The organism is Herbiconiux sp. L3-i23, assembly GCF_023734115.1.
Lineage (GTDB): Bacteria > Actinomycetota > Actinomycetes > Actinomycetales > Microbacteriaceae > Naasia.
This window is the reverse complement of the sequence record NZ_AP025737.1, coordinates 2,463,354-2,476,413: the sequence shown is the minus strand read 5'-3', so window position 1 is coordinate 2,476,413 and position 13,060 is coordinate 2,463,354. Positions and strand designations below refer to the sequence as shown.

The 13,060-nt window shown below is 69.2% G+C and carries 14 protein-coding genes; 5 read left to right on the top strand and 9 right to left on the bottom strand.

Translation table 11 applies throughout. The features are described from left to right. Positions 1-291: 291 nt before the first annotated feature. From NGH83_RS11795 to NGH83_RS11780, 4 genes are all read right to left on the bottom strand, one after another. Positions 292-1,026, bottom strand: coding sequence for a PspA/IM30 family protein (locus NGH83_RS11795; RefSeq protein ID WP_251856442.1), 735 nt, complete (start codon positions 1,024-1,026; stop codon positions 292-294). A gap of 61 nt (positions 1,027-1,087) precedes the next feature. After that, complete coding sequence (locus tag NGH83_RS11790) at positions 1,088-3,142, bottom strand: TPM domain-containing protein (RefSeq protein ID WP_251856441.1); 2,055 nt, start codon at positions 3,140-3,142, stop codon at positions 1,088-1,090. A 79-nt stretch (positions 3,143-3,221) separates the two neighbouring features. Then, the gene (gene greA / locus NGH83_RS11785) at positions 3,222-3,707 is read right to left on the bottom strand and encodes a transcription elongation factor GreA (protein ID WP_251856440.1); all 486 of its coding nucleotides are present in this window, start codon (positions 3,705-3,707) and stop codon (positions 3,222-3,224) included. A gap of 168 nt (positions 3,708-3,875) precedes the next feature. Next, positions 3,876-4,295 carry a DUF4307 domain-containing protein gene (locus NGH83_RS11780; RefSeq protein ID WP_251856439.1) on the bottom strand — a complete coding sequence of 140 codons (420 nt, stop codon included), beginning with the start codon at positions 4,293-4,295 and terminating at the stop codon, positions 3,876-3,878. A gap of 83 nt (positions 4,296-4,378) precedes the next feature. On the opposite strand from NGH83_RS11780, the gene NGH83_RS11775 reads away from it, so the two are divergent. Next, a complete protein-coding gene (locus NGH83_RS11775) occupies positions 4,379-4,681 on the top strand; it encodes a hypothetical protein (protein ID WP_251856438.1) in 303 nt (100 codons plus the stop codon). Positions 4,682-4,739: 58 nt separating this feature from the next. Here NGH83_RS11775 and NGH83_RS11770 read toward each other — a convergent pair whose 3' ends face one another. Then, the gene (locus NGH83_RS11770; RefSeq protein WP_251858526.1) at positions 4,740-5,417 is read right to left on the bottom strand and encodes a hemolysin III family protein; all 678 of its coding nucleotides are present in this window, start codon (positions 5,415-5,417) and stop codon (positions 4,740-4,742) included. 202 nt (positions 5,418-5,619) lie between these two features. On the opposite strand from NGH83_RS11770, the gene NGH83_RS11765 reads away from it, so the two are divergent. The 4 genes from NGH83_RS11765 to NGH83_RS11750 all read left to right on the top strand — a co-directional run bounded on the left by NGH83_RS11765 (position 5,620) and on the right by NGH83_RS11750 (position 9,986). Beyond that, entirely contained in the window at positions 5,620-6,405 is a 786-nt protein-coding gene (locus NGH83_RS11765; RefSeq protein ID WP_251856437.1) for an isoprenyl transferase, read from the top strand. Positions 6,406-6,597: 192 nt separating this feature from the next. Beyond that, complete coding sequence (locus NGH83_RS11760; RefSeq protein WP_251856436.1) at positions 6,598-7,725, top strand: aminotransferase class V-fold PLP-dependent enzyme; 1,128 nt, start codon at positions 6,598-6,600, stop codon at positions 7,723-7,725. Between the two features lie 227 nt (positions 7,726-7,952). Beyond that, on the top strand, positions 7,953-9,305 hold the full coding sequence (locus tag NGH83_RS11755; protein WP_251858525.1) for a PhoH family protein: 1,353 nt from the start codon (positions 7,953-7,955) through the stop codon (positions 9,303-9,305). A gap of 177 nt (positions 9,306-9,482) precedes the next feature. Then, positions 9,483-9,986: a DUF427 domain-containing protein gene (locus NGH83_RS11750; RefSeq protein WP_251856435.1), complete on the top strand. Its 504-nt coding sequence runs from the start codon at positions 9,483-9,485 to the stop codon at positions 9,984-9,986. A 126-nt stretch (positions 9,987-10,112) separates the two neighbouring features. Here the strand turns inward: NGH83_RS11750 and NGH83_RS11745 are convergent, their stop codons facing one another. Genes NGH83_RS11745 through NGH83_RS11730 form a run of 4 tightly spaced genes read right to left on the bottom strand, consistent with a single transcriptional unit; the run spans position 10,113 to position 13,053 of the window. After that, positions 10,113-11,510 (bottom strand): aspartate ammonia-lyase, encoded by a 1,398-nt coding sequence (locus tag NGH83_RS11745; RefSeq protein ID WP_256470103.1) that lies wholly within the window; start codon positions 11,508-11,510, stop codon positions 10,113-10,115. Positions 11,511-11,537: 27 nt separating this feature from the next. Then, positions 11,538-12,179, bottom strand: coding sequence for a carbonic anhydrase (locus NGH83_RS11740; RefSeq protein ID WP_251856434.1), 642 nt, complete (start codon positions 12,177-12,179; stop codon positions 11,538-11,540). After that, the gene (locus NGH83_RS11735; RefSeq protein ID WP_251856433.1) at positions 12,176-12,814 is read right to left on the bottom strand and encodes a DUF4245 domain-containing protein; all 639 of its coding nucleotides are present in this window, start codon (positions 12,812-12,814) and stop codon (positions 12,176-12,178) included. Before NGH83_RS11735 ends, NGH83_RS11740 begins: the two co-directional genes overlap by 4 nt. Further along, a complete protein-coding gene (locus tag NGH83_RS11730) occupies positions 12,814-13,053 on the bottom strand; it encodes an exodeoxyribonuclease VII small subunit (protein ID WP_371872668.1) in 240 nt (79 codons plus the stop codon). Before NGH83_RS11730 ends, NGH83_RS11735 begins: the two co-directional genes overlap by 1 nt. Positions 13,054-13,060 lie beyond the last annotated feature (7 nt).

The following is a 13,060-nucleotide window of genomic DNA, read 5'->3' as shown; positions in this document are numbered from 1 at the left end:
CGGTCGTCGAGTAGCGACGAAGGAGCGTATCGAGACGGGTCGAGTAAGCGAAGCGCATCGAGACCACAGCGCGTGCGCTCTCGATACGCTCGTTCCTCGCTTACTCGAGCCGTCTTGATACGGCGCTGGCGCGCCTACTCAACGACCGGAATCGGGAGCCGTGTCCTTCGTATCGCTGCGCTCAACGAGCGGGACCCAACCCGGTCGTTGAGTAGCGACGGAGGAGCGTATCGAAACGGGTCGAGTAAGCGAAGCGCATCGAGACCAGAGCGCCGCCGCGCCGGAGTAGCCCTACGAGGTGATTGCGGCGGTGCCGCCGGACTTCAGGGCAGCGAGGCGGGCCTCGATCTCGGTCTGCTCACCGATGTCCTCGAGGCTCTCGAACTGGGCGTCGAGGCTCGACGCGGCGAGCTCCTGCTGGCCGCGCACCTTCGCCTCCTCGCGACGGATCTTGTCCTCGAAGCGGCTCACCTCGCTGGTCGGGTCCATGATGTCGATACTCTTCAGGGCATCGTGCACCTGCGACTGCGCCTGCGCGGTCTTCTGGCGGGCGTTCAGTTCGTCACGCTTCGCCGACAGCTGGTTGAGCTTCTCGCGCATCTTGTCGAGGCCCGACTTCAGCTTGTCGACGACCTCGGTCTGCGACGCGATCGTCGGCTCGGCCCCCTTCGCCTCGCTTTCGGACTGCAGCTGGCGACCCAGCGCGACCTTGGCGAGCGCGTCGAACTTGTCGGCGTCGCCGCTGTTGCCGGCCGCGCGCAGCTCGTCGGCCTTGCGGCTCGCCGCGAGAGCCTTCTGGCCCCACTCGCGAGCGTTGTCGACGTCCTCGCGGTAGTCGTCCTCGAGCAACCGCAGGTTCCCGATCGTCTGAGCGATGGCGCTCTCCGCCTCGGAGATGCTGTTCGAGTAGTCGCGGACCAGCTGATCGAGCATGAGCTGAGGGTCCTCGGCCTGGTCGAGGAGCGCGTTGATGTTGGCCTTCGCCAGCTGGGCGATACGGCCGAAGATGGACTGCTTCTGAGTCATTGACTTCCTACCTTTCACTGGGTGTTGCACGTCTGGATCCGAGTGTCGTTGTCGTGCCGGGTCAGAACCGGCCGCCTCCACGCCGTCCACCGCCGAAGCCGCCGCTGCGGCCACCGCCGCTGCGCCCGCCGCCGAAGCCGCCGCTGCGTCCGCCGCCGCCTCCGAAGCCTCCGCCGAAACCGCCGCCGCCGAAGCCGCCGCTCGAACGTCCGCCGCCGGAGAGCATGCCGCCGATGATGCCGCCGAGGATGGCACCGGCAAGGTCCCCGCCTGAGGATCCGCCACGGCCGTACGAGCCGGTGTTGTAACCGCCGCCGGGGTAGCCGGCCGAGTACTGGTCGGTGACGTCGCTGCGCGCGAGGTTCATCGCACTGGTGGCGAGGGTCGCGGCGGATCCTGCCTCGTCGAGCGCCGCGACGGGATCGGCGGCCGCGAGCATCGATGCCTCGGCGAGGTGCCGTTTCGCCTCGGACAGTCGGGCACGGGCACCATCGCGGACCTGACCGCGTCGGGCGCCGATGAACGACTCCGCCGAGTCGACCTGTCCGCGCGCACTGGCGAGACTGCGTTCGAGTGTCGCGCGGGCGCGGGCGACCTGCTCCTCGCGCTGACGTGCCGGTGCGAGGGCGGCATCGAGCCGTCGTTCGGTCTCGGCGAGGACCGACAGTGTGCCGAGCGGATCGGAGCGGCGAGGCCCCGACGGCGTCAGCTCGGCGAGAAGGGTCTGGGCCTCCCGCGTGCGCGCCGCGGTCTCGGAGTCGGCGGGGTCGGCGAGCCTCGTCGAATCGGCGACGTCCGATCGGAGGGAGTCGGCGGCGGAGTCGATGCGCTGCGCCGCAGCGTCCAGCTCACCGCCGATGTTGTCCAGCTTGTCGAGCAGGGCGGCGGCCTGAGTGAGCGACTTCCGCGCGGCTCGCACCTCGCCGATCGCGAGTCCCGCCGTACCCGCCTCGAGCGCGGACCGCGCCGCGACGATGCGCTCGCCCGCGAAGTCGAGCAGGGCACGGGTCTGTTCGGGAGCTTCCGCTACGGTGACGACGGCGTCGGGGGAGTAGCGGGCGGTGACGGCCGCGAGCATCGGGGGAGCGGCCGCCAGTCGGCTCTCGAGGGCCTGCGCCTCGCGAGCGGCGGCGTCGATCTCGCCGGGTGCGTTCCTGCTCTGCTCGCGCAGCGCGGCGAACGCGTCGGACTGGTCGTCGAGCTCCGCATCGGCGGCGCGACACAGTTCGATGATCTGGTTCGTCCACGCCCGGCGCTCGTCGTCGGAGTCGGGATGGACGTCGTCGAGCTGTTGACGCAGGGTGAATGCCTGCCGCAGCTTCGCCTTCGCGCCGTCGAGCGCGGCTCGGAACGGTTTCGCCTGCTCGTCGCCGAACTCGGCGATGGCGAAACCGAGCTCCTGCTCGCTCTTCTCGACCGCGTCGTCGAGGGCGACGAGCATCCCGCCCGCCTCGACGTCGAGGCGACGCGCCTCCTCGGCGGCCTTCGCCCGCGACCGGGACCGGTTGCGGGCGCGGATGATCAGGACGACGACGATGACGAGGGCGATGAACCCGCCGATGATGAGCACGGCGGGCACCCAGCTGAACGCGGCCGCCGCGGCCTCCTCATCGCTCGAGAGCGGGGAGCCGAGTTCGTCGGCGATGCCTTCTGCAGCACCGATCGCCGCGTCGGCCCATTGGTCCTGCCCGAGCGCGGGGATGACCCGATCGTTCTCGATGGACGCGAAGCCGCTCTCATCGATGTCGACTCCGGTGCCGATTTGGAAGCGGTACTCGCGCGCATCGACAGCGACGACGAACAGCCCGTTGCGCGCGCCGAGCCCGTTGCTCGCGGCGGTCTCGTCGAACCAGGCGTCGAAGTCCGACGGGTCGGACGGCTCGTCGATGAAGGCGACGAGCAGGGTGACGCCGGTCGTCTGCTGCAGCTCGTCGAGGGCATCCTGTACACGCGACTCGTCGCCACTGATGGCGCCGACCGAGTCGACGATGTCGGAGCCGGCGAAGTCGACGGGCGCCGAGGCCCACGCGGGCGAGACGGTCGTCAGTGCGGCGGCAGCAGCGAGCGCACCGGCGGCAAGACCGGCGCCCAGTCGGGCGAGGGTTCTGGATCCCACCCGACGACGGTATCGACGAACGCTATGAAGAAGGTGAACGACCGCCGACGATCGTGCGGTCGGTCGGAACTCCGGCTGCTCAGGCCTGGTAGGGCTCGACCTTCGTGACCTCGACGGTGATGTCGCGGCCGTTCGGTGCGGTGTAGCTCGTCTTCGAGCCGACCTTCTGACCGAGGATCGCCTGGCCGAGCGGGCTCTGCTCGCTGTAGACGTCGAGGTCGCTGTCGCCCGCGATCTCGCGGTTGCCGACGAGGAAGACGCTCTCGTCGCCCGCGATCACCGCGGTCACGACGGTGCCGAGACCGACGACGTCGCTCGCCTCGGCCTGCCCGACCTCGGCGGTGCGCAGGAGCTGGGTGAGCTGGCGGATGCGCGCCTCGATCTTGCCCTGCTCCTCCTTGGCGGCGTGGTAGCCGCCGTTCTCCTTGAGGTCGCCCTCTTCGCGCGCCGCCTCGATCTTCTTCGCGATCTCGGTGCGGCCCTCGCCCGAGAGGTGCTCGAGCTCGGCGGTGAGGCGGTCGAACGCCTCCTGGGTCAGCCAGGTCGTGGGGGTTTCCTGAGACAAAGCATCTCCTCAACTGATCAGGTGCCACCCGAGTCGGGTGGCGGGTCGCCGTCCGGCGCTGTTCTCGCGACGCCTATCGGTGTGCGTCGTTCCGTCGCCTCCGCGGGGCTCCTGGTGCGAGTGCCCCAGGGACAGCTGCATGCTCGCTCGCGAGGCGGATAGCCCAGACTAAGGGAGCCAGCAGCGGTAGATCAAGCCGGTGTTGGGCTGCATGGTGGTGCGCACCGTCTCGACGAAACCGCGGGTCCGCTCGTCGGACGGGGGCAGGTCGACGACCTTCCACCCGACGATCTCGAACTGCTCGTTGAGTGCCTGCACGGCGCAACGGACCGCGGTACCCGGGTCGACGGTCACCTGGAAGCGGGCGGTCGCGGTGCTCTCGGTGAGCTGGTAGCCGGTGTCGCGCACCTCGAGTTTCGGGGCCGTGCCGTCGAGCCCCGCCCACACGACCCAGGCGAGGAACACGAGCGCGACGGCGATCCCGGCTCCCCAGGCGATCAGTCGCCCGCGCCGACGCGAGTCGGGCGTGCGGCCGTACCGCTCGTCGAGATCGGGAGCCGGGAGGGTGCTCCCGCTACTGGTGGTCACTCTCACTCCTCGATTCGACCGGGCCTATCCTGGACTCAACGCTACCCACCCGCGCCCGAACGCGGGGGACAAGGAATTCGCCGGTGCCTCTCGCTGAGCTTCTCGCCGCCTCGATGACCCCCACCCCCGGGCCGACGACCGAGTTCGACGAGACGCTCGTGACCCCCGGTCCGCTCGGGTTCGTCTTCATCTTCGTCCTCGCCGTCGCCGCGCTGCTGCTGATCCTCGACATGACGAGGCGCGTGCGTCGTGTGCGGTATCGCGAGGAGATCCGCGCCGAGATCGCCGACGAGCAGCTCGGTGCCGATGCTGCGACGGACGACGACATCAACGAGCGCCCCCTGAACGATGACCGCCCCGAGCGCGGCGACACCGACCGGCGCTGAGCACCGGAGTCGGGTGCTCCCGCGGGAGTTCCCGGCGTGAAGCCGTGGGCTCCCCGCGTCACCCGTTGTAGGCGGGAGCGAGGGCGATGAGCAGCGTCGCCACCCAGTGGCAGCCGAACGCCAGCACGGTGCAGCTGTGGAAGATCTCGTGGAAGCCGAACCGTCCCGGGAACGGGTTCGGTCGCTTCAAGCCGTACACGACGGCGCCCGCGGTGTAGAGGATGCCGCCGACGAGGACGAGCACCATCATCGGCACGCTCGCGGCGAGCAAGTCGCCGAGATACATGACCGCGGCCCAACCGAGCGCCACGTAGATCGGCACGTACAGCCAGCGCGGCGCCGAGATCCAGAAGACCCGGAACCCGATGCCGACGAGCGCGCCGCCCCAGACGAGCGCGAGCAGGAGAAGCCCCTTCTCGGGCGGCAGCGCGAGCAGCGAGAGCGGGGTGTAGGTGCCGGCGATGAGCAGGAAGATGTTGGCGTGATCGATGCGCTTCAGCAGGCGCTTGGTCCGCGGCTTCCAGTCGAAGCGGTGATAGAGCGCCGAGTTGCCGAACAGCAGCAGCGACGTCGCCATGAAGACCGCCGACGCCGCCTTCGCCACACCGCCCTGGGCGAGGCAGATCAGCACGACGCCGAGCGCGATGGCGAGCGGGAAGGTGCCGGCGTGGATCCATCCGCGCCACGTCGGACGCACCTCGGTCGGGTGATCGATCGCGTCGTCGAGCAGCGGGATGTTCGGAAGGCCCGAGGCGTCTTCGCGATCGGCCTCCGACGCGGCGTTCTCCTCGGCGACGGCCTGCGCCGCCTGCGCCTCGAGCGGGCCCTTCCGGGAGGAGTTCGTGTCGTCGCGAGGGGTCACGGTGCTCAGCGTACGACAGCCTCCCGAGGGCGGTTCTTCGAGTTCTTCGAGGACTCGACTCGACTAACGTGTTCACGTGTCGACCGACCGCAGGAGCTCATCGCGTAACCCGCTGTACTCGCTGTATCAGCGCGAGGTGCGACGCAGCCTGCGAGGCCAATCGCTGCCGAAGCACGTCGCGATGATCCTCGACGGCAACCGCCGGTGGGCGCGTCAGCTGGGGCTCGAGTCGGCAGCGCACGGGCACCGCGCGGGGGCGGACAAGATCCGCGAGTTCCTGGTGTGGTGCGACGACCTCGGCATCGAGGTCGTCACGCTGTATCTGCTGTCGACCGACAATCTCAGCGCCCGGCATGCGGAGGAGCTGTCGGCGCTCATCGAGATCATCGCCGAGCTGGCCGACGACCTGTCGCGCTACCGCGACTGGAGGGTGAAGCACGTCGGATCCGACGAGGGGCTTCCCGAGCAGCTCGTCGAGGCATTGAGCGCCGCCGAGGCGCGGACCGCGGGAAAGAAGGGGCTGCACATCAACCTCGCAGTCGGATACGGCGGTCGGCACGAGATCGCGAACGCGATGCGCAGGATCGTCGAAGCCCACCACCTGCAGGGCGGCACCATCGAGGACCTCGCCGCCGTGCTCACTCCCGAGCTGATCAGCGAGCACCTCTACACCGGTGGTCAGCCGGACCCCGACCTCGTCATCCGCACCTCGGGCGAGCAGCGGATGTCCGACTTCATGCTGTGGCAGAGCGCGCACAGCGAGCTCTACTTCGTCGAGGCCCTCGGCCCCGACCTGCGCGAGGTCGACTTCCTCCGCGCCCTCCGCGACTACGCCAAGCGCCACCGCCGCTACGGCGGCTGACCACAAGGACGCTCCACCCACGATCCGATATTGCGGGCACGAACGCACGTTCCGGCGGGCGCACAAGCCCGCAACGTGCGTTCTCGGTGCCTTCGTCGCGTCCGGAACGCGCGACCGAGCACTGAATCCGCGGCCCCGAATCCGCCGTGTTCCCAGCCGTGGCGGGCGACGCGCCGTAGGCTCAGAAGTCAGATGGAACCTCTCGAACGCTTCACGGCCGGCTTCCCCGAAGAGCCCGGCTTCCTCAACTACGCCTCCTTCGGTCCGATCTCCGACGCGGTGACCGCCGAGAGCGACGGGTGGATGAACTCCGTCTCGCGCGCCCGATTCGGCGCCGTCGACGCGTTGCTCGAGCAGGACCGCCGTGCACGTGAAGCTGTCGCCAACCTGTTGGCGTTCCGCGCCGATCAGGTCGTCCTGCAGCCGAACACGAGCATGGGGCTCATGCACGCGATGTTCGGTCTCACCGGGCCCGTGCTGCTCTCGCCCGCCGAGTTCCCGAGTCTTCCGGTCGCCGCCGTCCGCGCGGAGCAGGCCCTCGGATCCACCGGTCCGATCTGGCTGAGCACCGACCACGGCATGGTCACCCCGGGGCAGATCCGCGATCAGCTGACCTCCACGACGGCCGCCGTCGCGGTGAGCCTCGTCGATTCGCGCACCGGCTACCTCGCCGACATCGAGGGCATCCGCCAGGTCATCGGCGACCGCCTGCTCATCGTCGACGCCATCCAGGGCGCCGGTGTCGTCGACGCGCCCTTCGCCCTGGCCGACGTCGTCGCCGGAGGCGGCCAGAAGTGGCTGCGCGCCGGCTGGGGTACCGGCTATCTGGCCCTGAGCGACCGCGCGATCGAGCGGCTCACCCCGGTCGTGTCCGGTTTCACCGGACTCGTCGAAGAGGGGCAGATCTTCGATGAGGTGCCGGGCCCCCTCCGCTCGCCGATGGCGTTCCGCGTCTCGAACCACGATCCCATCGCCGCCGCGCGCCTCGCCGCGGCCGTCGAGGACATCGCGAGCGTCGGCGTCACCGAGATCCGGGACGCCGTCGCCATCGGCGTCAGCCGGGTCATCGACATCGCCGACGAGTTCGCGCTGCCCGTCGTCTCACCCCGCAACGAGAGCGAACGGGCCGGCATCGTCGTGCTCGAGCCGCCGACCGAGCAGCTGTCGGCGCTCACCGCGTCGCTGTTCAACCACGGCGTCTCGACGACGGTGCGCGGGGGCACCGTGCGCGTCTCCGTGCACGCCGCGACATCCGAGGACACCTTCGACATGCTGAAGGCCGCGTTCACGAGCTACGCCAGCACCGTCCGCGTCTACTGACGGCTCGGCGCCCCCAGGCGGGGTTGTTCGATTCTTTACCTCCCCGTAACGAATGGGGCGCGTGTCAGACGCCTCCGCCGAGGCGCGTCGGTCGTAGCGTGTGGCCATCAGGTAGGGAACCTGATCGAAACGGCCACATAAGTACGTTTCGTTACGTCCCACCGTGGCCGGATCGCTGATTCGGGTGCGCCTCTTCCGCACCCGGGTGGGAGTGAAAAGTGGCTGCTATCGCCCGTCCTTCGTCCGGCACCTCCCTTTCGGCCTCATCGCCGACGAGCGTTCAGCAGGGGGAGCGGACGTACGTCCTCGACACCTCCGTGCTGCTCTCCGATCCGGGAGCGTTGCACCGGTTCGCGGAGCACGCGGTCGTCCTGCCGGTCATCGTCGTCACCGAGCTGGAGGGCAAGCGCCACGACCCCGAGATCGGCTACTTCGCGCGCAAAGCGCTGCGCAACCTCGACGACCTCCGCGTGGAGCACGAACGCCTCGACCTGCCCATGGCGATCGGCGACCAGGGCGGCACCATACGGGTGGAGCTGAACCACTCCAACATGGCGGTGCTGCCGTCGGGTCTGCAGCTCGGCGACAACGACTCGCGCATCCTCGCGGTCGCGATGAATCTCAAGAACGACGGCCTCGACGTCGTGGTCGTGTCGAAGGATCTGCCGATGCGCGTCAAGGCCGCATCGATCGGCCTCGCCGCCGAGGAGTACCGCGCGGAGCTCGCGCCCGACACCGGATACACCGGCCTCGCCGGGCTGCACCTCAGCGGCAGCCAGATCAACGATCTGTACGAGGAGGAGACCCTCGTCACCGACGCGGTGATGGGGGAGCCGATCAACACAGGACTCGTCATCACCTCCGAGCGCGGCTCGGCGCTCGGCCGCGTCACCGGCAAGAACGAGCTGCGGCTCGTTCGCGGCGACCGCGAACTCTTCGGCCTGCACGGGCGGTCGGCCGAGCAGCGGCTCGCGATCGACATGCTCCTCGACCCCGAGATCGGCATCATCTCCCTCGGAGGCAGCGCGGGAACCGGAAAGTCGGCGCTCGCGCTCTGCGCCGGCCTCGAGGCGGTGCTCGAGAAGCAGCAGCACCGCAAGATCATGGTGTTCCGCCCGCTCTACGCAGTCGGTGGCCAGGAGCTCGGATTCCTGCCCGGCGACCAGGGCGAGAAGATGAACCCCTGGGGTCAGGCGGTCTTCGACACCCTCGGTGCGCTGGTGTCGCCGAACGTGCTCGAGGAGGTCGTCGAACGGGGGATCCTCGAGGTGCTTCCCCTCACGCACATCCGCGGACGCTCGCTGCACGACGCGTTCGTCATCGTCGACGAGGCTCAGTCGCTCGAGCGCAATGTGCTGCTCACGGTGCTGTCGCGCATCGGCCAGAACTCGCGCGTGGTGCTGACGCACGACGTCGCGCAGCGCGACAACCTCCGGGTCGGCCGCCACGATGGTGTCGCGAGCGTCATCGAGACCCTGAAAGGGCACCCGCTGTTCGGTCACATCACCCTGACGCGCAGTGAGCGCTCGGCGATCGCCGCCCTGGTCACGGAGATGCTGGAGCAGAACGAACTCAACTAACCGCCGAGATCCGATATTGCGGGCATGAACGCACTGGGCCCCTCGTCGCCCGTTCGCGGCGAGGGATCCGGCACGGCGTGTCGGCCGGAACGTGCGTTCTCGTAACGCATTGCGTCCGTGCGCGATGGACGGGTACGGAGCCGTGCCACTTTCAGCTTGAGTAGGCACCCTGTCGGCATGCGCACTCGGCACCCGAAGCCCGACCCCATCCGCTCTGGACAGGAGTCCGTCTGGGACTACCCACGCCCGCCTCGAGTGGAGCCGACCACTGAAGAGATCGTGATCGTTCTCGGCGGCCAGGTGGTCGCCCGCTCGAACCGCGCGGTCCGGGTACTGGAAACCAGCCATCCGCCGGTCTACTACCTCCCCGCCGACGACTTCGCCGACGGGGCGCTCCGGACGGCGCCCGGTGCCTCGTGGTGCGAATACAAGGGCGAGGCGGGGTATCTCGACGTCGTGGCAGGTGACGTCGTCGCCGCGGGCGCTGGATGGACGTACCCGGACCCCAGTCATGGCTTCGAACGGCTGCAAGGCATGGTCGCCGTGTACCCGGGAAAAGTGGACCGCGTCACGGTCGGCGGCGAAGTCGTCCGACCGCAAGCGGGCGGGTTCTACGGAGGCTGGATCACGGACAGAGTCGTCGGACCGTTCAAGGGCGAGCCGGGCACCGCTGGATGGTGAGCGTTCGGACATGCACGAGAACGCACGTTCCGGCTGACACGCCGAGCCGGAACGTGCGTTTATGCCCGCAATATCGGATCTCGTCGCGAGCGTGTGGTGCGCGCTCGCCCGGAACGCCCTACTCGGTCAGGAGGAGGGGCGGGTCATGCTGAGGACGTCGAGAGACTTGTCGAGCTGCTCCTCGGTGACCTCGCCGCGCTCGACGTAGCCGAGGTCGATGACCGCCTCGCGGATGGTCTGCTTCGTCGCGACCGCGTGCTTCGCCACCTTCGCCGCCGCCTCGTAACCGATGACCCGGTTGAGCGGGGTGACGATCGACGGAGACGACTCGGCGAGGGCGCGGGCGCGTTCCTCGTTCACGACCAGCCCGTCGACGGTCTTGTCGGCGAGCAGGCGCGACGCGCTCGAGAGCAGACGGATCGACTCGAGCAGCGCAGTGCCCATCACCGGGATCGCCACATTGAGCTCGAACAGGCCGGAAGCGCCCGACCAGGCGATGGTCGCGTCGTTGCCGATGACCCGCGCCGCGACCATGAGCACGGCCTCGGGGATTACCGGGTTGACCTTGCCCGGCATGATCGACGAACCCGGCTGCAGGTCGGGGATGTGCAGCTCGCCGAGACCCGTGTTCGGGCCCGAGCCCATCCACCGGATGTCGTTGCAGATCTTGGTGAGGCTGACGGCGAGCACGCGCAGCGCGCCGGACGCCTCGACGAGCGCGTCGCGGGCGCCCTGAGCCTCGAAATGATCGGCGGCCTCGGTGATCGGCAGGCCGGTGTCTTCGGCGAGGATCGCGATGACGCGCTGGGGGAAGCCGGCGGGCGTGTTGATGCCCGTGCCGGTCGCGGTGCCGCCGAGGGGCACCTCGGCGACGCGCGGCACGGCCGATTGGATGCGGTCGATCGCGAGTCGGATCTGGCGCGCGTATCCGCCGAACTCCTGCCCGAAGGTCACCGGGGTGGCGTCCATCAGGTGGGTGCGGCCGGACTTCACGACCTGCGACCAGGCGGCGGTCTTCGTCTCGAGCGACTCTGCGAGGTGTTCGAGCGAGGGGACGAGGTCGCGCAGCAGCGCGTCGGTCACCGCGATGTGCACGGAGGTGGGGAACACGTCGTTCGACGACTGCGACGCGTTGACGTGGTCGTTCGGGTGCACCGTGGAGCCGAGGCCGGCGGTGGCGAGGGTGCCGAGGACCTCGTTCATGTTCATGTTCGACGACGTGCCGCTGCCGGTCTGGTACACGTCGATCGGGAACTCGTCGAAGTGCCCGCCCGCGATCACCTTGTCGGCGGCCGCGACGATCGCGTCGGCCTTGTCGCGGTCGAGCACACCGAGCTCGGCGTTGGTCAGCGCCGCTGCGCGCTTGATGCGCGCGAGCGCGACGATCTGCGCGTCCTCGAGGCGGTCACCCGAGATCGGGAAGTTCTCGACGGCGCGCTGCGTCTGAGCGGCGTAGAGCGCGTCGACCGGAACCCGCACCTCGCCCATCGTGTCGTGCTCGATGCGGTACTGGGAATCCACCACTGTGTGGCCTTTCGTGAGGGGGCTGTTTCAGGCGACGTCGCCGAGCACGACATCGGCTTCCACCCGGCCGTCGGCCAGGTGGTAGTCGGCTCCGACGATGGCAAGGGTACCGGCGGCGACCGCCTCGGAGATGAGCTCGGACCCGGCGAGGAGTGCCGCGACGGTGTCGCGCAGGTGGGTGCGGCCGACCAGGTCTACGTCGAGGTGCTCGATGTCGATGGTGCCGTCTTCGGCCGTGACGCCGACCGCCCTCACGGCGGGCACGATCTCGGAGACGAGGCTCTTGATGTGCGCCGGCAGCAGGGGAGCGTTCGGCCCCTGCGAGTCGACAGCGGCGCGGACCGCCCCGCACTCGTCGTGACGGAGCACGACGATGAGCGGCACCTGCAACACGGCGACCGCGTACTCGAGCGAGCCGATGACCGAGCTCGAGATGACCTGTCCCGCGTTGCGGACGACGAAGAGGTCGCCGAGTCCGAGGTCGAAGATGATCTCGGCCGCCAGCCGCGAGTCGCTGCACCCGAACAGAGCCGCTGCGGGTGTCTGTGCCACGGCGATCTCGGTGCGGCGCTCGACGTCTTGACGCGGATGCGCGGGGACGCCGTCGACGAATCGTTCGTTGCCCGACTTCATCTGGGTCCACGCGTCGGCGGGAGTGGGCTTGGTCATGCGCGCACCTGCTTCGTCACGGTTTCTGCGAGCTCCTCGGCTTCGGATGGGTCTGCGGTTCCGTAGATGACGAACACGTCGCCGCCGTCTTCGAGCGCGAGTGCGTACTCGAGGTTGCCGCGCCCGTCTTCGTCTCGGTGGTCGTACACGGTCCATTCGGCGCCGCCGATGTCGGTGGTGCCGGTGGCGAGGGAGCCGTCGAGCACCGCCGACAGCCAACTCGGGTTCGCGTCGAGGCCTTGCGAGAATCCCACGAAGTCGCGCTCGGCCGTGATGAAGCCGACGTACCAGCTCGTCACGCCGTCGGCGGCCCCGGTGCGCAGCTCTGCCACATTCGAGGACCACGTGTCGGGCACGTCGGGCACGACGAGGGGCTCGCCCACATCGGCCGAAGCCTGCTCGGCCGTCGCCCGATAGTCGACATCGCGGAGCTGTTCGACATCGCCGCGCGGCACGATGAGTACCAGGAGGACCACGATGCCGAGGCTCGCGACCAACGCGAGGACGAGATTGCGAGTGGTCTGGCGATCGCGGTGGTTGCGGCTGTTCTGCGCCTTGCGCGCAGCGGTCTCGTCGGGAGTCTCAGGGCGACCGAGCTCGGCCACGATGGCCGGCGGACGCTCGCGGCGGCTCATCAGCGACCGTCTCCGGAACCGGTGCCCTGCTGCGCGGCGCGAGCGGCGTCGAGGCGTTGACGCGCACCGATCAGCCACTCCTCGCACCGGCGCGCGAGCGCCTCGCCGCGCTCCCACAGTTCGAGGGAGCGTTCGAGGGTCTCGGCGCCCTGCTCGAGCTCGCCGACCACGTGCACGAGTTCGTCGCGCGCCTGCTCGTAGCTGAGCTGTTCGACGGGAACCGGGGGCGTTGCGGGCATGGCCTCC

Bases quoted from the DNA above. Each gene is read 5' to 3' on its own strand.
- NGH83_RS11750 (WP_251856435.1), top strand. From the start codon at position 9,483: ATGCGCACTCGGCACCCGAAGCCCGACCCCATCCGCTCTGGACAGGAG.
- NGH83_RS11730 (WP_371872668.1), bottom strand. From the start codon at position 13,053: ATGCCCGCAACGCCCCCGGTTCCCGTCGAACAGCTCAGCTACGAGCAG.
- NGH83_RS11795 (WP_251856442.1), bottom strand. From the start codon at position 1,026: ATGACTCAGAAGCAGTCCATCTTCGGCCGTATCGCCCAGCTGGCGAAG.
- NGH83_RS11760 (WP_251856436.1), top strand. From the start codon at position 6,598: ATGGAACCTCTCGAACGCTTCACGGCCGGCTTCCCCGAAGAGCCCGGC.
- NGH83_RS11735 (WP_251856433.1), bottom strand. From the start codon at position 12,814: ATGAGCCGCCGCGAGCGTCCGCCGGCCATCGTGGCCGAGCTCGGTCGC.
- NGH83_RS11740 (WP_251856434.1), bottom strand. From the start codon at position 12,179: ATGACCAAGCCCACTCCCGCCGACGCGTGGACCCAGATGAAGTCGGGC.